The 20354-nt window shown below is 71.7% G+C and carries 20 protein-coding genes; 12 read left to right on the forward strand and 8 right to left on the reverse strand.

Features of this window, described 5'->3' with window-relative positions:
• The first annotated feature begins 36 nt into the window (after positions 1-36).
• Positions 37-576, forward strand: a complete 540-nt coding sequence (locus ACFQ80_RS03715) for a hypothetical protein (RefSeq protein WP_430562606.1) — start codon at positions 37-39, stop codon at positions 574-576.
• 163 nt (positions 577-739) lie between these two features.
• On the opposite strand, the gene ACFQ80_RS03720 is transcribed toward ACFQ80_RS03715, so the two are convergent.
• Entirely contained in the window at positions 740-967 is a 228-nt protein-coding gene (locus tag ACFQ80_RS03720; RefSeq protein ID WP_430562607.1) for a hypothetical protein, read from the reverse strand.
• Positions 968-1092: 125 nt separating this feature from the next.
• Between ACFQ80_RS03720 and ACFQ80_RS03725 the strand changes: the two genes are divergently transcribed.
• Positions 1093-1788, forward strand: coding sequence for an AbiV family abortive infection protein (locus ACFQ80_RS03725; protein ID WP_430562634.1), 696 nt, complete (start codon positions 1093-1095; stop codon positions 1786-1788).
• A 418-nt stretch (positions 1789-2206) separates the two neighbouring features.
• The gene (locus ACFQ80_RS03730) at positions 2207-3292 is read left to right on the forward strand and encodes an HAD family hydrolase (RefSeq protein ID WP_430562608.1); all 1086 of its coding nucleotides are present in this window, start codon (positions 2207-2209) and stop codon (positions 3290-3292) included.
• Between the two features lie 25 nt (positions 3293-3317).
• Here the strand turns inward: ACFQ80_RS03730 and ACFQ80_RS03735 are convergent, their stop codons facing one another.
• A complete protein-coding gene (locus ACFQ80_RS03735) occupies positions 3318-4811 on the reverse strand; it encodes an APC family permease (RefSeq protein ID WP_430550840.1) in 1494 nt (497 codons plus the stop codon).
• Positions 4812-5041: 230 nt separating this feature from the next.
• On the opposite strand from ACFQ80_RS03735, the gene ACFQ80_RS03740 reads away from it, so the two are divergent.
• The gene (locus ACFQ80_RS03740) at positions 5042-6253 is read left to right on the forward strand and encodes a beta-ketoacyl-[acyl-carrier-protein] synthase family protein (protein WP_430550839.1); all 1212 of its coding nucleotides are present in this window, start codon (positions 5042-5044) and stop codon (positions 6251-6253) included.
• A 24-nt stretch (positions 6254-6277) separates the two neighbouring features.
• Here the strand turns inward: ACFQ80_RS03740 and ACFQ80_RS03745 are convergent, their stop codons facing one another.
• A complete protein-coding gene (locus ACFQ80_RS03745) occupies positions 6278-7048 on the reverse strand; it encodes an alpha/beta fold hydrolase (protein WP_430562609.1) in 771 nt (256 codons plus the stop codon).
• 257 nt (positions 7049-7305) lie between these two features.
• Between ACFQ80_RS03745 and ACFQ80_RS03750 the strand changes: the two genes are divergently transcribed.
• The 4 genes from ACFQ80_RS03750 (at position 7306) to ACFQ80_RS03765 (ending at position 11076) form a co-directional block, all read left to right on the forward strand.
• Positions 7306-8598, forward strand: coding sequence for an ABC transporter substrate-binding protein (locus tag ACFQ80_RS03750; protein ID WP_430550837.1), 1293 nt, complete (start codon positions 7306-7308; stop codon positions 8596-8598).
• Between the two features lie 6 nt (positions 8599-8604).
• Entirely contained in the window at positions 8605-9537 is a 933-nt protein-coding gene (locus ACFQ80_RS03755; RefSeq protein ID WP_430562610.1) for a carbohydrate ABC transporter permease, read from the forward strand.
• The gene (locus ACFQ80_RS03760; protein ID WP_430562611.1) at positions 9534-10418 is read left to right on the forward strand and encodes a carbohydrate ABC transporter permease; all 885 of its coding nucleotides are present in this window, start codon (positions 9534-9536) and stop codon (positions 10416-10418) included. Before ACFQ80_RS03755 ends, ACFQ80_RS03760 begins: the two co-directional genes overlap by 4 nt.
• A gap of 64 nt (positions 10419-10482) precedes the next feature.
• Positions 10483-11076 carry a DNA-3-methyladenine glycosylase I gene (locus ACFQ80_RS03765; protein WP_430562612.1) on the forward strand — a complete coding sequence of 198 codons (594 nt, stop codon included), beginning with the start codon at positions 10483-10485 and terminating at the stop codon, positions 11074-11076.
• On the opposite strand, the gene ACFQ80_RS03770 is transcribed toward ACFQ80_RS03765, so the two are convergent.
• Positions 11053-11493 (reverse strand): hypothetical protein, encoded by a 441-nt coding sequence (locus ACFQ80_RS03770; RefSeq protein ID WP_430562613.1) that lies wholly within the window; start codon positions 11491-11493, stop codon positions 11053-11055. The two genes, ACFQ80_RS03765 and ACFQ80_RS03770, sit on opposite strands and share 24 nt — an antisense overlap.
• 92 nt (positions 11494-11585) lie before the next feature.
• Here ACFQ80_RS03770 and ACFQ80_RS03775 point away from each other — a divergent pair, with 92 nt between their 5' ends.
• Positions 11586-12311 (forward strand): ZIP family metal transporter, encoded by a 726-nt coding sequence (locus ACFQ80_RS03775; protein ID WP_430550832.1) that lies wholly within the window; start codon positions 11586-11588, stop codon positions 12309-12311.
• Here the strand turns inward: ACFQ80_RS03775 and ACFQ80_RS03780 are convergent.
• From ACFQ80_RS03780 to ACFQ80_RS03795, 4 genes are all read right to left on the reverse strand, one after another.
• The gene (locus ACFQ80_RS03780; protein ID WP_430562614.1) at positions 12308-12952 is read right to left on the reverse strand and encodes a CatB-related O-acetyltransferase; all 645 of its coding nucleotides are present in this window, start codon (positions 12950-12952) and stop codon (positions 12308-12310) included. The genes ACFQ80_RS03775 and ACFQ80_RS03780 overlap by 4 nt on opposite strands.
• 23 nt (positions 12953-12975) lie before the next feature.
• Positions 12976-13374, reverse strand: a complete 399-nt coding sequence (locus tag ACFQ80_RS03785) for a VOC family protein (protein ID WP_430562615.1) — start codon at positions 13372-13374, stop codon at positions 12976-12978.
• Between the two features lie 274 nt (positions 13375-13648).
• Positions 13649-15523, reverse strand: a complete 1875-nt coding sequence (locus tag ACFQ80_RS03790; RefSeq protein WP_430562616.1) for a glycoside hydrolase family 2 protein — start codon at positions 15521-15523, stop codon at positions 13649-13651.
• A gap of 107 nt (positions 15524-15630) precedes the next feature.
• Positions 15631-16752, reverse strand: a complete 1122-nt coding sequence (locus tag ACFQ80_RS03795; RefSeq protein ID WP_430562617.1) for a LacI family DNA-binding transcriptional regulator — start codon at positions 16750-16752, stop codon at positions 15631-15633.
• 164 nt (positions 16753-16916) lie between these two features.
• Between ACFQ80_RS03795 and ACFQ80_RS03800 the strand changes: the two genes are divergently transcribed.
• The 3 genes from ACFQ80_RS03800 to ACFQ80_RS03810 all read left to right on the forward strand — a co-directional run bounded on the left by ACFQ80_RS03800 (position 16917) and on the right by ACFQ80_RS03810 (position 20221).
• Positions 16917-17852, forward strand: coding sequence for a carbohydrate ABC transporter permease (locus ACFQ80_RS03800; RefSeq protein WP_430562635.1), 936 nt, complete (start codon positions 16917-16919; stop codon positions 17850-17852).
• Entirely contained in the window at positions 17849-18808 is a 960-nt protein-coding gene (locus ACFQ80_RS03805) for a carbohydrate ABC transporter permease (protein WP_430562618.1), read from the forward strand. The genes ACFQ80_RS03800 and ACFQ80_RS03805 overlap by 4 nt, the downstream gene beginning before the upstream one ends.
• Positions 18809-18910: 102 nt before the next feature.
• Positions 18911-20221, forward strand: a complete 1311-nt coding sequence (locus ACFQ80_RS03810) for an ABC transporter substrate-binding protein (protein ID WP_430562619.1) — start codon at positions 18911-18913, stop codon at positions 20219-20221.
• The last annotated feature ends 133 nt before the right edge of the window (positions 20222-20354 follow it).

A 20354-nucleotide genomic window follows, 5' to 3' on the forward strand; every position in this document is an offset into this window, starting at 1 on the left:
TTGTGGCGGCACCTCGCGAGCGGTAGGTTCGAACACGTGTTCGAGACCGTGTCCGGCTCCCCCGACCCGCCCCCGGCGGCGCCGTCGCTCGCGACCGTGTCGACGGCCATCGACGAGGTCGTGGAGCTCCAGCGGCAGGTCGACGCGCTCGAGGCACGCAGGCTCGCCGCCGTGGCGCGGGCCGGGATCGCCGCAGAGCGCGCCGAGTCGGCGCTGCTCGTGCACGACGACGTGGAGCTGGGCCGCGCCGGTGCAGGACGGCGCCGCGACCTCGCCCGGCGCGCCTTCACGGCCGACCTCGCGACGGCGCTGCGCCTCACCGAACAGGCGGCCGCCCACCTCGTCGACACGGCGCACACTCTGGCGGTGCGCGCCGGAGAGGCGGGGCACGCCACCCTCGACGGGCTCCGGCAAGGCCGCCTCTCGCTGGCCCACGCCACCGCGATCGCGGACACGCTGGCAGAGCTCCCGACCACGGAAGCGCGCGCCCTGGTCGAGGCCGCCGTGCTGCTCCGCGCCGCGGCCTGCACCGTGCCGCAGCTGCGTCGGCACCTGCGTCGCGCACGAGATCCTTGAGCCCCTGAATCTGACCCGCAGCGTGCCCTTCCCTGTGCCGGGTCTCCCCCTGCGCGCAGGCGCGGGCCGACCAGGAGGGACACCACGCGGACCGCCCGGCCCCGGTGTTCTCTGACGGGCGCTCCCGGCCGGGCGGTCCTGCGGCCAAGGCGGCGAGTCGGGCCTACATCTCGGCGGCGAGCGCCGCAGCGATCCGCTGGAGGGCCTCCTCCTTGGAAGTCTCGGTGAGGTCCGCGATCATGTTGACCATCATCTCCGCCGTGCGAAGAAGCAGCGCGACCGCGTAGCCCTCTGGCATCTCCTCCGTGATGGCGATGTACCCCTCCCGGTCGCCGTTCATCCGAGCAGTGAGCATCGCGAGTCCGAGTTGGGCGTCCGGGTGGTTCGGCATCGCCCGAGTATGCCCGCCCCTACCCCACTCGTCACGCGCCGCGTCCGGCGGCGACGGTTCATCCGCCCCGCGGTGCACACCTCCCGAAGCGGCGGCTCGTCATCGGCGAGAATCGGCCCGTGAAGATGCACCCCAACACAGCGCGGGCGTTCTGGAAGGCGCTCATGGACAACGCCTCCGGGCTCATCGCCGACGCCGACGCCCTGCTTGAGCGTGGATCGTTCGGCCGCGCCCGCTCGCTCACCGTCCTCGCGCAGGAGGAACTGGGGAAGGCGCTGTGGATCTACGAGACCTTCGAGCACTCATGGAGCACAGGCGCGGACGAGGCCCGAGAGGTCGCGCGGCTCACGTCGGACGGTCGCCGCCACGCCGTGAAGTACATGGAGGCCTTCGTCTTCAGCCAGGAACTCGCGATGTTCTGGGGCGACTACGGGTCCATCGAACTCCCGGAGGACGAGTCGCGGGAGGGCTGGCAGGCGTACCACGCGAAGAAGCGGAGCGAGGCGGAGGCGGCCGGGAAGCGGGCCAACGAGGAGAAGATGGCCGGGTTCTACGTCGACCTGGACTCCTCGGGCGAGGCCGTCGTCTCCCCGGCCGACATCTCCGCAGGGTCGATCGCCGACGACCTCCAGATCGGGGCTCAGGTGGTCGAGATGCTGCTGATCAAGGACCACACCCGAATGAAGCACGACGCCACAACGCCCTACGACAGCACGCACGAGCAGCAGTTCAGGCTGCTGCCGATCTCGCACCCCGAGGACTGGGCTGCGGCGTCGCAGGAGTTCAGGGACGGCGGCGACATCGACGGCGCGGAGGACTGAGCAGCGCCGTTCGCCCGTCCCTTCGGGGCGTCCTCACCCCACCTACGCACCGACTGCGGGGCGCTCCAGGCGAGTGATGCGACAAGACGTTAATTTGTCATCACGTGATCAAGCACCAGTCGACGTGGCATGGCGTGCTCGGCCCGGACGGCACCCTCACCTGGACCTCGCCGACCGGGCGGGAGCACCACGACCCTCCGGCGGAACCCACCGGCCCCGACGGATCCGGTCCCTCGACACCGAGGCCCAGTGCACCCCGACCGGGCGCACCCGTGCGCCCTGATGCCGACCCGCCTGAGGCCGAAGCACCAGAGCCCTGGTCCTGAGGCGACGCCTGAGGGTCGGTGCACGGGCGCGGCGACGAGCGTCTGCCGCAATGCGCGTGCGCCGCCCGCCCGCGACCTGCCACGATCCGTCCGTGAGCACCCCGGAGGGCACCCCCGAGACCTTCGTCCGTGTCCAGGCGACCTACCGCGGCCGACTGGGTGTCGAGGTCGGGATCTTCGTGGCCGTCGACCATCTCCGTCGTGCGGGCGTGCTCACCGACGGGGAGGTGGCGGAGTATCTCGACCTCCACGACTGGTTCCTCGAGCACCTGCAGAACCCGGACTTCTACGCCGACGGCAACACGGTCGGCGCGGTGACATGGTTCCGCACCCCGCTCCCGGTTGCCGTGCAGGACGGCGTGGACCGGCTGTGCGCGATCCTGGCTGCGCACGGCGTCGCGGTCGACGTCGTGCGCAGCACCGACCCGGGCACGCGCGTGTACGAGGACGAGCTCCAGGTCGGCGTCGTGCCGTACGTCCGTCACGACCCGACGCCGCTGCCCGACGGCCTCGTGCAGGCGCCCACCAGCCCGGGGTCGCTGCGCGCCGTCGCGGAGTCGCCGATCCGGCACGTGCTGTTCGACGCCGACGACGTGCTGCAGGTCGTACCCGGCGGGTGGTACGCGCTGATGGAGCCGCACGCCGGGGAGCGTGCACGCGACGTCGTGCACCGGGCGTGGAAGGCCGAGCGGCCCACGCTCGCAGGCGAGGGCGACCTGCTGCTCCTGCTGGCCGAGGTGCTCACGGAGCAGGGCGTGACCGCGCCGGTCGAGCAGGTGTTCGCCGACGTCTGGTGCCGCGTCGAGACGGCGCCGCAGACGTTCGCGGTCGTCGACGCCCTGCGGCGCAACGGCTACGGCATCCACCTGGGCACCAACCAGGACCGCCACCGGGCGGCCTACCTGCGCGGGACGCTCGGCTACGACGACCTGTTCGACGTCAGTTGCTACTCCCACGACCTGGGCGTCGCGAAGCCGGACCCGGCGTTCTTCGTCGAGGCGGCACGCCGGATCGGCGCGGACCCCGCGTCGATCCTGTTCGTCGACGACCGGCCGGCGAACGTCGAGGGCGCCCGCACGGCCGGTCTCGCGGCGGTGTGCTGGACGGTCGACGACGGCATCCCTGCGCTCGTCGACCTGCTGGCCGAGCACGGCGTCGACGGCCGGGTGACTCCTTGAGTCGGCCGACCGCCGGACGCGCCCGTCAGCGCTTCGGGTAGCCCGCCTGCGGCCGGTCCTCGTCGAGCTCCTCGACGTGCTCGAACTCGGTGGGCTCGTGCCGCACGGTGCGGTTGTACAGCCAGGTGACGAACGACAGCACGATGCCGACGGCGAGCAGCCCGCCGGCGATGACGTACTGCTCCTGCTGCTCCTCGTTGCGCGCCCACGGACCCGCGAGGAAGGCACAGGTGACGGCGCCGAGCAGCGCGATCCACGTCTTGGTGCGGAAGTGCTCGTGCTGCACGGGCTTGCGGCGCAGCACCAGCAGCGCCACGTTCACCACCGCGAACACGGTGAGCAGCAGCAGCGACGTCGTGCCGCCCAGCAGGCTGATCGCGTCCGAGCCGGCCTCGGTCGCGCTGGCACGGACCACGTAGATGATGAGCCCGAACGAGATGAGCGTGGTGACGATGATCGACACCCACGGCGTCTTGCGGGTGCGGTGCACCCTGCCGAAGCTGCGCGGCAGCACGCCCTGGTGCGCCAGCCCGTACAGCAGGCGGGACGCCATGAGCATGTTGATCAGCGCGGAGTTCGCGACGGCGAACATGCCGATGAACGGGAAGATCGTGTCGAACGGCAGGCCCGGCGCCCCGGCGGCCACCACCTGGGTGAGGGCGGAGCCCTTCGAGTCGTCGGCCAGGTCGCCGACCGGAACCAGCGCGACCGCGGTGATCGCGACGAGCACGTAGATGAGCCCCGTGATGGACAGGCCCGTGAGCATGGTGCGCGGGAAGTCCTTCACGGGGTCGCGGCACTCCTCGGCCATGTTCACGGAGTCCTCGAAGCCCACCATCGCGAAGAACGCGAGCGTCGTCGCCGCCGTCACGGCGAGGAAGACGCTCTTGTCGTCGGCGCTCTCGAAGACGACCACGCGGGAGAAGTCCGCCCGCCCCTGGGTCATGCCCCACATTCCGACGAAGATGACCATGAGCAGGCCGGACAGCTCCACGAGGGTGAGCACCACGTTCGCCTTGACGCTCTCGCCGACGCCGCGGAAGTTCACCAGCGCGACGAGGGTCATGAACCCGAGCGCGATGAGCAGCAGCCCGGAGCCGCCGGGCTCGAGGCCGAGCCCGAAGCCGTCGTTGAGGAAGCCCGCGAACGCGTTCGACGCCGTCGACGCCGACGTGATGCCGGAGCACATCACCATGAACGCGATGATGAACGTGACGAAGTGGATGCCGAACGCCTTGTGCGTGTACAGCGCGGCGCCGGCGGCCTGGGGGTACTTGGTGACCAGCTCCAGGTACGAGAACGCGGTGAGGGTCGCCACCAGGAACGCGATGAGGAACGGCGCCCAGGCCGCGCCGCCCACCTCGCCGGCGACCTGCCCGGTGAGGGCGTAGACGCCGGTGCCGAGGATGTCCCCGACGATGAAGAGCAGCAGGAGCTTGCGCCCCATCACCCGCTTGAGGCCCGGTTCGGGGGCGGTGCCGCCCGCCCCGCCGCCCGCCTGGTCGATCGTCTGACTCATCGCGACCTCCTGGATCCTGCAGTGGATCGTGCTCTCGCGTGGATCGTGCTCTCGCACGGTTCGTCCGTGCCCCTCGCCTCGTCGCGCGGGCCTGGCCGTCCTTCAGTCCCCTCATGGAACCGCGCCGAGGCCTGACCTGCATGGGCGACGCGCGGGCGGGCAGGGCAGAGTTGCGCGCAACAAGGTCTCGCACGGTGCGGGTGCAGGGGGCAACCGGACTGACGAGGTGCATGCGGGTGCGACGAACGGTGGTCACGGGAGCGGGGGCGGTCACGCCCGTCGGCGGCACGGTCGAGGAGACGTGGGCGGCCCTGCGGGCCGGCGCGAACGGCGCCGGCGCGATCACGGAGGAGTGGGCCGGCACGCTGCCGGTGCGCATCGCCGCGCGGGCGGACGACTCCTTCGCCGCCGGGCTGAGCGTGCCCGAGCGCCGCGCTCGCGACCGGGTGGAGCAGCTGACGCTGGTCGCGGGCCGGGAGGCCTGGGCGTCGGCGGGGTCGCCGGACGTAGACCCCACCCGGGTCGCCGTGGCCGTCGGCACCGCGCACGGCGGCATCGCGACGACCGTCGCCATGCAGGACGTCCTCGGGACGGCCGGCTACCGCCGCGTGTCCCCGCACACCATCACGATGGCGATGGCGAACGGCCCGGCCGCCTACCTCTCCCTCGACCTGCGGGCCAAGGCCGGGGCCCGCGCCCCGGTGAGCGCGTGCGCCGCGGGGGTGGAGGCGATCGCCCAGGGCCGCGACCTGATCCGGTCGGGGGCGGCGGACGTCGTCGTGTGCGGCGGGGCGGAGGCCAGCATCGTGCCGCTGTCCCTCACCGGGTTCGGCCGGGTCCGCGCCCTGTCGACGCGCAACGACGAGCCGCTGCGCGCCTCGCGCCCGTTCGACGTCCACCGCGACGGCTTCGTCATGGGCGAGGGAGCCGTGCTCGTGGTGCTCGAGGCCGAGGAGCACGCCCGCGCGCGGGGCGCGACGGTCCTGGGGGCCGTGGACGGCGCGTCCCTCACCTCCGACGCGTTCGACATCGTCGGCGGCGACCCGGCCAACCAGGCCCGGACCATCACGCTCGCGCTGCGCGACGCCGGCCTGGAACCGGGCGACGTCGGGCTGGTGCACGCGCACGCGACGTCCACGCCGATGGGCGACGTCAACGAGGCCGCGGCCCTGCGCGCCGCGCTCGGCAGCCCGCCCGCCGTGACCGCCACGAAGGCGTCCACGGGTCACCTGCTCGGGGCGTCCGGCGCCCTGGGCGCGCTGGTCGCGCTGCTGGCGCTGCGCGACGGCGTCGTGCCGCCGACCATCAACCTCGACGACCCCGACCCGGCCGTCGACCTCGACGTCGTCACCGCTCCCCGGACGACGACGGCGCGGCACGCGCTCGTCGACGCCTTCGGCTTCGGCGGGCACAGCGCCGCGCTGGTGCTGTCGCGGGGATGAGCGCCGGAACCGGCGCCGGAACCGTCAGGAGAGGGCGGAGGCCAGGAAGCCCTCGACCGCCTCGAAGTAGGCGTCGGGCTGGTCGCGGCGCACGCAGTGGCCGGCGTCGGCGACGACGACGGTGCGCAGCAGCGGGTTGGTCGGGCCGGGTTCGTCGGGCGCCGGGCCGACGCTGTCCCGGTCGGGCAGGACCAGCAGGGTCGGCACCGTCAGCCGGGACACGAGGTCGGCCCAGCTCTCGCGACCGAGGTGCAGCCCCCGGCGCAGGTAGTCGCGCTGGACCTGCGGCTTGCACCGCGCCCAGGCCCGGGCCTCGGGCGGGCTCCACGCGCTCTCCGTGACGAGCGCGTCGAGCTCGCCCTGCGCGACACGCGCGCTCACGCCCTCGACGAACGCGAGGAACCCGGCGGCGTGCTCGGCCGGGCTGGGGCCGCCGTCCGCACGCGGCGGGTCCTCGAGCACCAGCGCGCGCACCGCCGCCGGCCGGGCGACCGCCGCCCGCAGCGCGAGCGCGCCGCCCATCGAGTGCCCCAGCAGCACGACAGGCTCCGGCTGGTCGTCGAGGACGGCGAGCACGTCGGCGAGCATCAGCTCGGCCGTGCCGCCCAGCTCGTCGTCGCGGAACCGTGGCGACGTGCCGTGGCCGCGCATGCTCGGCGCGACGATGCGCCAGTCCTGCTGCCAGCGGTGCACCAGGTCGGGGAAGTTGTCGCCCGCGTCGGTGAGGCCGTGCAGCACCACGACCGTGGGGGAGGCGGCGTCGCCGGCGGTGTGGATCGTCAGCTCTGAGGTCACGGCCCGGGAGCCTAGCGTCCCGGAGTTCACCCGAGCCCGGCGTTCCGGGGCTGCGTCTCCTCCCACTTCTTCGGTACGTCGACGACGATGTCCGACGGGTGACTTCCGGTCACGATTCGGGCGAAGGTTCCCCGGGTGCCTTGACACCGTGACCGCGCCGGTCGTGCGATGAGAGCGAGACCGGGGCGCAAGGATGCGCCAGGCCGGTGCCGCGCGCACCGACCCCCCACCGGCCCGAGGGCGTAGGGGTGAGGCACATGCGAGGAGCTCCCAGGACGTCGGCGGTCGCCGCGGTCGCGGCCGTGGCGGCGTTGGCGTTGGCCGCGTGCGGCAGCAACGGCGGTGAACCGGAGAGCGGCGGCAGCGGCAGCGGCGGTGCGGACGAGGTGGAGGTCTTCACCTGGTGGGCCGCCGGGTCGGAGAAGGCCGGCCTGGACGCGCTGGTCAAGGTGTTCGACGAGCAGCACCCGGACGTGACGTTCGTCAACGGGGCCGTGGCCGGTGGCGCAGGGTCGCAGGCGAAGGACCTGCTGCAGACCCGCCTGCAGGCGCAGGACCCGCCGGACACCTTCCAGGCCCACGCGGGCGCGGAGCTGCAGGACTACATCGACGCCGCGCAGATCGAGCCCGTCTCCGACCTCTACGACGAGTTCGGGCTGACCGACGCCTTCCCGCCCGACCTCGTGGACCGGCTGAAGGCCGACGACGGCGAGATCTACTCGATCCCGTCGAACATCCACCGCGCCAACGTGGTGTGGACCAACCGGCAGGTGCTCACCGACGCCGGTCTCGACCCGGACGCCACCTACCCCGACCTCTCGTCGTGGATGGACGACCTGGCCAAGCTGAAGGACGCGGGCGTCACGCCGCTCGCGATCGCGCAGGCGTGGACGCAGGTGCAGCTCCTCGAGACGGTGCTGCTGTCCGACCTGGGTGCCGAAGGCTACTCCGGGCTGTGGGACGGCTCCACCGACTGGAGCGGCCCCGAGGTCAAGGCGGCGCTGGAGGACTTCGAGACGCTCATGGGCTACACGAACACCGACCGGGACGGCCTCGACTGGCCGGAGTCGCAGCAGCTCGTCATCGACGGCAAGGCCGGGTTCACCGTGATGGGCGACTGGGCTGAGGCGTCGTACGTGGAGCAGAAGCAGGAGCTCGGCACCGACTACTCGGCGTACGCCGTGCCGGGCACGGACGGCGTCTTCGACTTCCTCGCCGACTCGTTCACGCTGCCGGTGGGCGCCCCGCACCCCGGCGGGGCCAAGGCGTGGCTCGAGACGGTGGGTTCGGCCGAGGGGCAGGAGGCGTTCAACAAGGCCAAGGGCTCCATCCCGGCCCGCACCGACATCGACATGTCGACCTTCGGCGAGTACCAGCAGTCCGCCGCGGAGGCGTTCAAGAGCGACACCATCGTGTCCTCGTTGGCGCACGGTGCCGCCGTCCCGGTGGCGATCTCGACGGCCATCACGGACGCCACGAGCAAGTTCACCTCGGGGGCGTCGGACCTGGCGACGTTCCAGTCGGAGCTGGCCGCCGCGGTCGCCGGCTGAGGCGCGATGCCCGCCGCCACGCGCAGGCGGACGGGGGTGCGCCGGGCGGTCCGCCGCGCCGGCGCGCCCCTGCTCCTGCTGCTGCCCTCCCTCGTCCTGGTCGGGGTGTTCGTCTACGGCCTCATCGTGGCGAACGCGCGCCAGTCCGCGACCGACAACCACACCGCCGCCCAGGCGACGGGCCAGGCGCCGACGACGGGCGTCGGGCTGCGCAACTACCTCGACCTGCTGGCCAGCGACGAGTTCCAGCACTCGCTGACGAACCTCGTGCTCTACACCGTGGTGTTCCTGGTGGGCACGATGATCATCGGCTTCCTGTGGGCCTGGCTGCTCGACAAGCCGCTGCGGGGCGAGGGGTTCTTCCGGTCGATCTACCTGTTCCCCATGGCGGTCTCGTTCATCGCGTCGGGCGTGGTGTGGCGGTGGCTGCTCAACTCCAACCAGGGCGAGCAGGCGTCGGGCCTCAACCGGCTGTTCCAGATGATCGGGCTGGACGCGCTGCAGAACAACTGGTGGAACAACGTGTCCGTGGGCATCGTCGCCATCGCGATCCCCGCGATCTGGCAGCTCTCGGGGTACGTGATGGCGCTGTTCCTCGCGGGCTTCCGCGGCATCCCCGTCGAGCTGCGCGAGGCCGCCCGGGTGGACGGCGCGAGCGAGTGGAAGCTGTACCGGCACGTGCTGTTCCCGCAGCTGTCGCCCATCGCGCTGTCGGCGCTCATCATCATCGGCCACATGTCGCTCAAGGCGTTCGACCTCATCATGTCGATCTCCAAGCCGGCGAACTACCAGACCAAGGTGCCCGCCGTGGACATGTACGTGTTCAAGTCGGCCTTCGACTACGCCAACGCGGCCGCCGTCGGCACGATCCTGCTGGTCATCGTGGCGATCGTCATCGTGCCGTACCTGGTCCACACCCACCGGCAGGACAAGCGATGACCACCGTCGTCGAGGAGGCCGGACGCCCCATCGACCTCGGCCGCCGTGCCGCGCCGCGGGGCCGCTTCACCGTGGGCCGCACGCTGCGCTACCTGGTGCTGCTGCTCTTCGTGCTCGTGGTGCTGGTGCCGGTGTACGTGCTGCTCGTGACCAGCTTCAAGGGCCCGGGCGACGCCGCCCCCACCCGGGCGTGGAACCTGCCGCAGGTGTGGACCACGGCCAACTGGGAGACCGCGTGGAGCACGCTCTCGCCCGCGATCGCGCGCACCGTGCAGATGGTGGTGCCGGCCGCGCTGATCTCGGCCTTCCTCGGGTCGCTCAACGGGTTCGTGCTGTCGCGGTGGCGGTTCCCCGGCGCCGACCTCGTGTTCACGCTGATCCTGTTCGGCATGTTCATCCCGTACCAGGCGGTGATGATCCCGCTGAACCAGCTGGTGCTCGGGCTGGGCGTACCGAGCGGCGTCCCGGCCCTGATCCTGCTGCACGTCGTCTACGGCATCCCCATCACGACGCTGATCTTCCGCAACTACTACATGACCGTGCCGCAGGAGCTGATCGAGGCGGCGCGCGTCGACGGCGCGGGCATGCTGCGCACGTACGCGTGGATCGTGCTGCCGATCTCCGTGCCGAGCTTCGTCGTCGTGCTCATCTGGCAGTTCACGTCGGCGTGGAACGACTTCCTGTTCGCCGTGTTCTTCTCGTCCAGCCAGAACGGGCCCGTGACCCTCGCGCTGAACAACCTCGCCAACGGCGCGCTGCTGCAGGACTACGGCGTCTCCATGGCGGGCGCGCTGTTCGCCTCGCTGCCCACGCTGCTCGTGTACGTGCTGCTGGGCCGGTACTTCATGGGCGGACTGATGTCCGGGTCGGTCAAGGGCTGAACGGACCACGCGGGCCTGTGGACGACCGCGGCCGGGTGTCGGGAGCACCGGGCAGGCTGGGGGCATGACGACGACCACCCCCGCCGCCCGGTGCTTCGGCGACGGCGACCCCCTGTACGAGGCGTACCACGACACCGAGTGGGGCGTGCCCGTGCACGGCGAGGCCGCGCTGCTGGAGCGGATCGCGCTGGAGGGCTTCCAGTCCGGCCTGTCGTGGATCACCGTGCTGCGCAAGCGCCCCGCGTTCCGGGAGGTGTTCGCCGAGTTCGAGCCGGAGAAGGTCGCGGCCCTCACCCCCGACGACGTCGAGCGCCTGCTCGGCGACGCCCGGATCATCCGCAACCGGCAGAAGATCGAGGCCACGATCGGCAACGCCCGCGCCGTGCTCGCCCTGCACGACGACGGCCGCACGCTCGACGAGCTGTTCTGGTCGTTCGCGCCGGAGCCGCGCGTGGCACGACTCGCGTCCTGGCAGACGGTGCCCGCCATGACCGACGAGTCGAAGGCCATGGCCAAGACCCTCAAGAAGGAGGGGTTCCGCTTCTTCGGCCCGACGACGGCGTACGCGGCCATGCAGGCCTGCGGGCTCGTGGACGACCACCTCGCGACGTGCCCGGTGGTCACGGGCCAACGGTCAGTGGCGGGCGGCGCGGCGTAGGGCGGCGAACGCCCCCGTCGACCAGAGCGCGAGCGCGACGAGAGCCGGCTGGAAGAACAGCCGGGCGAACCGCTTGGCGTCGGTGTCGAGGCCGAACCCGTCCTTCCGTTCGAGCCACTGGCCGACGTTCCCGGGGAAGATCACGACGAAGAAGGCTGCGACGACCAGTCCCACCGCGACCTTCCATCGGGCGAGCGCCACGAGCGACCCGCCCAGCACGATCTCCACGGCTCCGGACGCGAGGACGGTGACGTCCTCGTCGACCGGGAACCAGGCGGGGACCTGGGCCCGGAACTCCTCGCGGGCGACCGTGAGGTGGGTGATGCCGGCCCCGGCGAGCGCCACGCCGAGCGCGACCCTCCCGATCCGGCGAGGCATCGACGTGGGCTCCGGTCGCACGAGCTCCTTCAGGTCCATCCGGCGATGCTCGCAGCACCGGCCGCGCGACGCACCCGAGGGCTCGGTCGGGTGGACGGGCGGCCGACCGTGCCACCTGGTCCAATGTCCGCATGACCGGGTTCTGGTGGGGCCTGCTGGGCAGCTCGTCGCTGCTGATCGGCGCCGCCCTCGTGCTGTGGCGGACGCCGAGCCGGCGGCTCACGGGCCTCATCATGGCGTTCGGCGCGGGCGTGCTCATCAGCGCCGTCGCGTACGACCTGGTCGAGGACGCCTCGCGGGCGGCGAGCGGCTGGGTGCTGCTCGCGGGGCTGGCCGCCGGTGCGCTGACGTTCTTCGTCGGCGACCTGCTCATCGACCGGCGCGGAGGACGGGACCGCAAGCGGTCCACGGGCGCGCAGTCGGAGGGGTCGGGCGGCGCGATCGCGCTGGGCACCGTGCTGGACGGCATCCCCGAGTCGGTGGTGCTGGGCTCGACCCTGGTCGGGGGTGGCGGGGTGAGCGTCGCGGTCCTCGCCGCCGTGTTCATCTCCAACCTGCCCGAGGCGATGTCCGCCACCGTCGGGCTGCGCCAGGCGGGCACGTCCACCGCCCGGCTGGCGCTGCTGTGGGGCGGCACCACCCTGGTCTCCGCGGTCGCCGCGGGCGTCGGCTACGCGGCGCTGGGCACCGCCGACCCGGTGACCATCGCCGTCGTGCAGGCCTTCGCCGCCGGCGCGCTGCTCACCATGCTGGTCGACACGATGATCCCCGAGGCCACCGAGTTCGGTGGCCCGGTCACCGGGCTCGTCACCGTGCTCGGCTTCGCGACCGCCTTCGGGCTGTCGGCGCTGGGCTAGGCCGCCGGCGCCGCCGCCTCGAGCTCGGAGACCGTGCCCGACATGATCGTCCGCACGTGCCTGGTGACGTGCCCCACCGGCCAGTCCCACCACGCCACGGCGAGGAGCCGCGCGACGTCGTCGGCGTCGTACCGGGTCCTCAGCAGCCGGGCGGGGTTGCCGCCGACGATCCCGTAGTCGGGCACGTCCCGGGTGACCACGGCACCGGCCGCGACGATCGCGCCGTGACCGATGCGGACACCGGGCATGACCGTGGCCCCGTGGCCGAACCAGACGTCGTGGCCCACCACCGTGTCCCCGCGTCCGGGCAGGCCGGTGATGAGGTCGAAGTGCTCCGCCCACGCGCCCCCCATCGTGGGGAACGGGAACGTGGAGGGGCCGTCCATGCGGTGGTTGGCGCCGTTCATGATGAACCGGGTGCCGGTGCCCAGCGCGCAGTACCGGCCGATCACGAGCCGCTCGGGGCCGTAGTGGTAGAGCACGTTGCGGGTCTCGAACGCCGTCGGGTCGTCGGGGTCGTCGTAGTAGGAGAAGTCCCCGACCTCGATCAGCGGCGAGGCCACGAGCGGCTTGAGCAGGACGACGCGCGGGTGCTCGGGCATCGGGTGGAGCACCGTGGGATCGGGCAGGACGGGCGGCATCGCGACGGCAGTCCTCTCGTCGGTCAGGAGTCGGAGGGCGCGAGGGTGCGCAGGACGTCGAACTCGTTGCCCTCGGGGTCGGCCATGACCACCCAGGTCCGGTCGGCGCCCTGGCCGACATCCGCCCGGGTGGCGCCGAGGTCGAGCAGCCGGGCCACCTCGTCGGCGGTGCTGCGGTCGACCGGGCTCACGTCCAGGTGGAGGCGGTTCTTCACGCTCTTGCCCTCCGGCACCCGGGTGAACACGATCGTCGGCGGCATCTGACGGGCCTGGATGTCCTCGACGGTCGGCTCCCAGGAGGCGATCTCGACCATGTCGTCGCTCCGGTCGAGCACCGTGAAGTCCAGGACGGCGCACCAGAACGCCGCGAGCCGTTCCGGGTCGTGGCAGTCGACGGTCAGCTCGGTGAACCTGCTCGTCATGTCTCTCCCTCGGGGTGCCGATGTCCTGCGGCGACGGTCGTCGCACGAGGAACCTCGCACACCCTGGACGCCTTCTCCACCGAATTGGACCGCTCTCGAGTCGGCACGATCACCACCCTCGCCGCGCGGCTCCCGGCGTCGACCCGTTCGGGCTGGGGCCGGACGTCGCGCCGCTCGCCTACGGTCGGATCGCGCACGGCCGAGAACCCGCGGCCTGCCGCCGACGACGGCCTGGGACAAGCAGCCCGGGCCGTCGTCGGGGACGGTCCGTGCGTCAGACCGCCGCGCGGTCCGCCTCCTCGACGGCGGCGACCTGCTGCTGCACCTCGCGGACGCGGGCGACGTCGAGCTTCTCGGACCGGTCGAAGCGGTACACGCCGTTCTGCTCCTGGAACACGTCGGTGAGCTGGGTGTAGCAGTAACCGAACATCAGCGGGTCGCCGAGCAGCACCTCGGTGAGGCCGCGGAACCGGGCGTGGAACTCCTCCTCGTCCGCGACGCGCTGGCCGTAGCCCCACGACTCGGCGGTGTCGTTCCCCGCCGCGGCGGCCGCCGCCTCCGGGTTCCACCAGATGCCGCCGTACTCGGAGACGAAGTAGGGCTGCCCCCGGTACGGCACGGACATCGCCGCGTCCTCGCGCCGGTTCTCGTACGGCGCGCCGTCGGCCAGCCCGGCCATCTGGCGCGCGAACCGCTCCGGGTCCTGCTCGTAGCTGTGGGAGTCCCAGACGTCGGTCTCGAGCACGCGGTGCGCGTACCCGCTGGCGTCGATGACGGGCCGCGAGGGGTCCGCGAGCTTGGTGGCGAGGAACATGCCGCGGGTGACGTCGTCGAGCACGGTCATCCGGTCGTGCAGGTCCTGGTGCGTCTCGTTGAGCGGGCACCAGCCGATGATCGACGGGTGCGAGTGGTCGCGCTCCAGCACCTCGAGCCACTGGGTGGTGAACGACGCCGTGGGCTGCTGGTTGTGGCCGACGGTGCCCTGCCCGCTCACGCCCCAGTCGCCGAACTCGCCCCACACGAGGTAGCCGAGGCGGTCGGCGTGGAACAGGAAACGCTCCTCGAAGACCTTCTGGTGCAGGCGCGCGCCGTTGAACCCGGCCTCGAGGCCGAGCTCGATGTCGCGCACGAGCGCGGCGTCGGACGGCGCCGTCATGAGCGACTCGGGCCAGTACCCCTGGTCGAGCACCAGTCGCTGGAAGACGGATCGCCCGTTGATCCGCACCGCCTGGCCGTCGATCGCGACGGACCGCAGGCCCGCGTAGGACTCCACGGCGTCGACGATCGCGCCGTCACCGTCGCGCAGCTCCACCCGCAGGCCGTACAGGTGCGGGTCCCCCGGGCCCCAGAGCCGCACGCGACCCTCGGGAACGACGACGCGAAGCGCCGGCGCGAGGTCGACGTCGGCGCGCGCCGTCTCGGTGGCCACGACGCCGTCCGCGTCGGTGAGCGTCGCGGTGACGGTGTGGCCGGGGCGGTTCGCCGTCAGCGGCAGGACGACGTCGAACGCGCTGCTCGCCACGTGCGGCGTGACGCGCGGGCGGCGCAGGTGGGCGCCCGGCACGGGCTCGAGCCAGACCGTCTGCCAGATGCCCGTGGTGCGGGTGTACTGGCAGTGCGTGTTCGCGTACCAGGTGGCCTGCTTGCCGCGGGCCTGCCGGGCCTCGCGCGGGTCACGGGCCCGCACGACGACGGTCACGGTGTCGCCGGGCGCCGCCACGCCGTGCAGGTCGGCGGTGAAGGGCGAGAACCCTCCGCGGTGGCGCACCACCTCGGTGCCGTCCACCCACACGGTGGTGTCGTGGTCGACGGCGCCGAAGTGCAGCAGCACGTGGGTGTCGTCGCCGGCGACCGCGGCCCACTCGGCCGGGACGGTCACCTCACGGCGGTACCAGACCGCCTCGAGGAAGTCGGTGTCCCCGATCCCGGACAGCTCCGACTCGGGCGCGAACGGCACGGTGATCGAGCCGGACAGCGGCCGCTCGCGCAGCCCGCGCTCGAGCCCGGAGTCGCCGCGGTCCAGCTCGAACTGCCACGTGCCGTTGAGGTTCAGCCAGCGCTCGCGCACCACCTGCGGGCGCGGGTACTCGGGGCGAGGGACGTCGACGCCGCCCGGGGCGGACGGCGGGTCGAGGGGCAGGAAGGGCATCGGCGGGCTCCGTTGCATCGTCGTCGAGAGGGCGGTCGGGGCCGATTCACCCTCGCCGCTGCCACTGAGTGGATCACAGGATCACCCCTGGATGCAACGTTGAATCATCACCGGCCCGCGCGCGTGCTCTCGCGCATCAGAAGCCGGTGCGGCACCACCAGGTCCACGACGTCCGAGCCCCCGTCGCCCTGCGCGGCCGCGTCGAGGTCCGGGCCGGCGGCCGGGTCGATCCGGCGCACGAGCCGGTCCACGGCCGCCTCCGCGATCGCCCGGACGTCGGGCGCCACCGTCGTCAGCGACGGGTTCGCGTACCGCCCGTCCTCCGTGTTGTCCCAGCCCGTGACCGCCACGTCGTCAGGCACGCCGATCCCGTTGGTGCGCAGCGCGAACACGGCGCCCAGCGCCAGCTCGTCGTTGGCGCACACGAGGCCGTCGATCTCCCCGGTGCGGGCGAGCACGCTCTCGACGGCAGCGGCGCCGTCCGCGCGCGAGAACCGGCCGCCCGGCAGGATCCAGCGCTCGTCGACCTCGATCCCCGCCTCCGCGCACGCCGCCCGGAACCCCCGCAACCGGGGCGCACCGGTCCGGGCGAGCGCCTCGGGCTCCGCCCCCAGGAAGCCGAGCCGCCTGCGGCCCGATGCGACCAGGTGCCGCGTGACCTCCTCTGCCGCCCCCACGTTGTCGATGCTCACGTGGTCGGTACGCCGGCCACCGGCCAGCCCGGGGTCGTCCCGCTCGCCCAGGAGCACCATCGGCGTCGCGCCTCGCAGCCCCGAGATCTCCGCCGGCCCGAGAGCCAGCGGCGAGAAGACGATCCCGTCGATCGCGTGGACGGCGAACCCTCGCGCGACCTCGAGCTCGACGTCCCGGTCACCACGGGTCTCCTCGATGAGCACGCGATACCCCCGGCCCCCGGCGACCTCGATCATGACGTGCGCCAGCTCGGCGAAGTACGGCGCGTGGATCCACGGCACCGCCAGGGCGAAGGTCCTGGTCCGCCCCTGCCTCAGCTGCCGGCCCGCGAGGCTCGGACGGTATCCGAGGTCCGCGATGACCCCCTCCACCCGCGCACGGGTGGCCTCCCCGACGCGCCCCGTGCCGTTCACGACGTTCGAGACCGTCTTCCACGAGACCCCGGCCGCCGCCGCGACGTCCTTGATCCCCGGCGACCTGACCCGTCCGCGACCCGCGCCCCGGCTCGCGCCGTCCGTCGTGCCCTGCTCGACCACTCGTCCCCCTCGCACCTACCGGCCTGGGCCGGTCCGCGCGTCACCCCTTGACGGCGACGCCTTCCGTAGTTCATCGTGATCCAACGTTAGACCGCAACGTTGCACCACGGGTCGAGGACGACCCCCGAGAGATCGGATGCTCTGTGACCGTGACCGGTGAGCCGATGACGGCGATACCCGACGCGCCCCGCCGGGACCGCGCACGAGGCGTGGCCAAGCGCCGTCGTGAGGCTGGTGCGGGGTTCGCGTTCTTGTCGCCGTGGTTGGTGGGTTTCGTGGTGTTGACGGCGTTCCCGATGGTGGCGTCGTTGTATCTGGCGTTCACGGACTACGACTTGTTCCGGCCGCCGTCGTGGGTCGGGATCGACAACTTCACGAAGTTGTTCGAGGACCCCCGGTTCTGGACGTCGGCGAAGGTGACCGCGATCTATGTGCTGGTCGGCACGCCGATCAAGCTCGCGGCGGCGTTGTTGGTCGCGATGGTGCTGAACATGAAGCACCGCGGGCAGGGCGCGTACCGGTCGATCTTCTACGCCCCGAGCCTGATCGGCGCGAGCGTGTCGATCGCGATCGTGTGGAAGGCGATGTTCATCGATGACGGCATCGTGGACCGGATCCAGCAGCTGTTCGGGCTGCCGGCCGGGGGTTGGGTGGGTGACCCGTCCAAGACGATGCCGATGTTCGTGCTGCTCGCGGTGTGGACGTTCGGCGCCCCGATGGTCATCTTCCTGGCGGGGTTGAAGCAGATCCCGGCCGAGCTGTACGAGGCGGCCGCGGTGGATGGTGCGGGCCCGGTCCGCAAGTTCTGGCGGATCACGATCCCGATGCTGTCCCCGGTGCTGTTCTTCAACCTGCTGCTGGAGACCATCGGCGCGTTCCAGGTGTTCGGGTCGGCGTTCATCATCTCTGGCGGCACAGGCGGTCCGGCGGACTCGACCCTGTTCTACACGCTGTACCTGTACATCAAGGGCTTCGCACAGTTCGACATGGGATACGCCTCGGCCATGGCCTGGGTCCTGGTCGTCGTGGTCGGCGTGATCACCGCGATCTTGTTCAAGACGTCCAACGCCTGGGTCCACTACTCCGGAGACAACCGATGAGCGCGCACATCACGACACCGCCGCTGTCGAACCAGGCGGCCGCCACAGGAATCGCCACCGGGGGCGGGTCGTCCCGCCCGGCCGGGCCGGTCGACACGTCCCTGCGCAAGGCCGCGAAGCGTCGTCGGGGTGTCCGGTCGGTCGGGTTCCACGCCTTCATGGTCGTGTGCACGATCGTGGTGCTCTACCCCGCCGCGTGGATGCTCATGAGCTCGTTCAAGCCGTCGAACGAGATCATCGGGAACATCAGCCTGTGGTCGGACAACCTGTCGCTGTCCAACTTCGCGACCGCGTTGTCCGGGATCGGCGGGGTCGGGTTCTGGACCTTCTTCGGCAACTCCATGATCCTCGCCGTCGCGTCCGTGGTCGGGGTGATCCTGTCCTCGACCGTGGCCGCGTACGCGTTCGCGCGGATCGACTTCCCCAGACGGGGCATCTTCTTCGCGATCATGATCGGCACGCTGCTGCTGCCGTTCCACGTCGTGATCATCCCGCAATACATCATGTTCAACGAGCTCGGCATGGTGAACACGTTCATCCCCCTGCTCGCGCCGAAGTTCCTCGCCGGGGAAGCGTTCTTCGTGTTCCTCATGGTCCAGTTCATGCGCAACCTGCCCCGCGAGCTGGACGAGGCAGCCCGCATCGACGGCGCCGGCCACGGGCGCATCTTCGGCTCGATCATGCTGCCCCTGATGCGCCCCGCCATCATCACCAGCTCGATCTTCGCGTTCATCTGGTCCTGGAACGACTTCCTCGGCCCGCTGCTCTACCTCAAGAAGCCCGACCTGTACCCGCTGCCCATCGCGCTGCGGTTGTACGTCGACCAGACCAGCGTGTCCGACTACGGCGCCCAGATGGCCATGGCCGTCCTGGCCCTGCTGCCCGTGATGATCTTCTTCATCCTCTTCCAGCGCTACATCGTCGACGGCGTCGCCACCCAAGGCCTCAAGGGCTGACGCCCGCGCGCCTGCACCACCCATCACCGACACACCGACCAGCCGCGGCGGGCACGACCGCCCAGGCCCGACCCCCGCAGTGCTGCGGGACGGAGGAACACCATGAAGCTCGCACGACTCTCCGGCGCCGTCGCCGCCATCGCCGTCACGGTCGGCCTGACCGCCGCCTGTGGGAACGGCGGGGCCGACGCCGGCCCGGCCGCCAAGGTCTCCACGGACGAGGACATCACGCTGTCCTTCGCGTGGTGGGGCAACGACGACCGGGCCGCGAGGTACGAGAAGGCGATCGACGCCTTCGAGGAGAAGCACCCGAACATCACCATCCAGACGCAGTTCCAGTCCTGGGACGACTACTGGACGGCACGCTCCACCGAGGCGGCGGGCAGCGCCCTGCCCGACGTCGTCCAGATGGACGCGGGCTACGTGCGGCAGTACGGCGCCACGGGCCAGCTCGCCGAGCTCGACGGCCAGGTCGGCGTCAACCTCGACACCGGCGGCGTGGACGACACCGCGCTCGCATCGGGTCAGATCGAGGGCAAGACCTACGCCGTCCCCGTCAGCCTCAACACCCAGTCGATCATCTACAACGCGAAGCTCCTCAAGGAGCTGGGCATGGAGCCCCCGGCCGAGGGCTACACCTGGGACGACCTGGTCCAGTGGTTCGCGGACGTCGCCGAGGCGGGCGCGAAGCACGACCCGCAGGTGTACCCCGTGGGCGACATGACGGGGAACAACCCGTGGTTCCTGCAGTGGCTGGTGCAGCAGGGCAAGGCACCCTTCACCGACGACGGCCAGATCGCGTTCACCCAGGAGGACGTGCAGGCCTGGACCGACCTGTGGGCCCCCCTGCGCGAGTCCCAGGCCTTCTTCCCGGCGAAGCGAGCGGCCCAGCTCGAGCCCAAGACGGGCCTGAACTCCGCCGAGGTCGTGGCCGAGGCGAACTGGGACACCCTGATGCCCAACTACACCGCGGAGCTCGGCAGCGAGGACCTCGAGCTCATGCCCATCCCCACGGGTGACGACGGCAAGAAGATGTACTGGCACTCCGGCGTGATGCTCTCGGCGTCCGCCAACTCGTCCCACCCCGACGCGGCGGCCGCGTTCATCGACTTCATGACGAACGACCCGCAGGTGGGCGAGATCTTCGGCACCAGCAAGGGTGTGCCCGCCACCGACGCCCAGAAGGACGCGATGAAGATCGAGGACGGGTCGCCCGACTCCCGCCTGCTCGACTACGAGGACACCCACGCCGACGACGTCACCGAGCCCGCCCCCGTCCCGGTCGAGGGCTACGGCGAGATCGAGGTCGAGATGGCGCGCCTGTCCGAGGAGATGCAGTACGGCAACCTCGACGCGGACCAGTTCGCGGCCCAGTGGTTCGCGTACGTGCAGGACACCGTCAAGGCGCAGTGACACCCCGGGTGGGGGGGCCCCCCGGGGCCGCCCCCCGGGACGCGCCACCCCCCGGGGCCCGGCCCGGCCCCACCCCGCCGGGCCACCGCGCGCCCCGGCCGAGCCAAACCCCCACCAGGACGCGGCCCAGCCC

Origin of the sequence: Isoptericola sp. NPDC056578 (assembly GCF_042793275.1) — a bacterium.
Taxonomy (GTDB): Bacteria; Actinomycetota; Actinomycetes; order Actinomycetales; family Cellulomonadaceae; genus Isoptericola.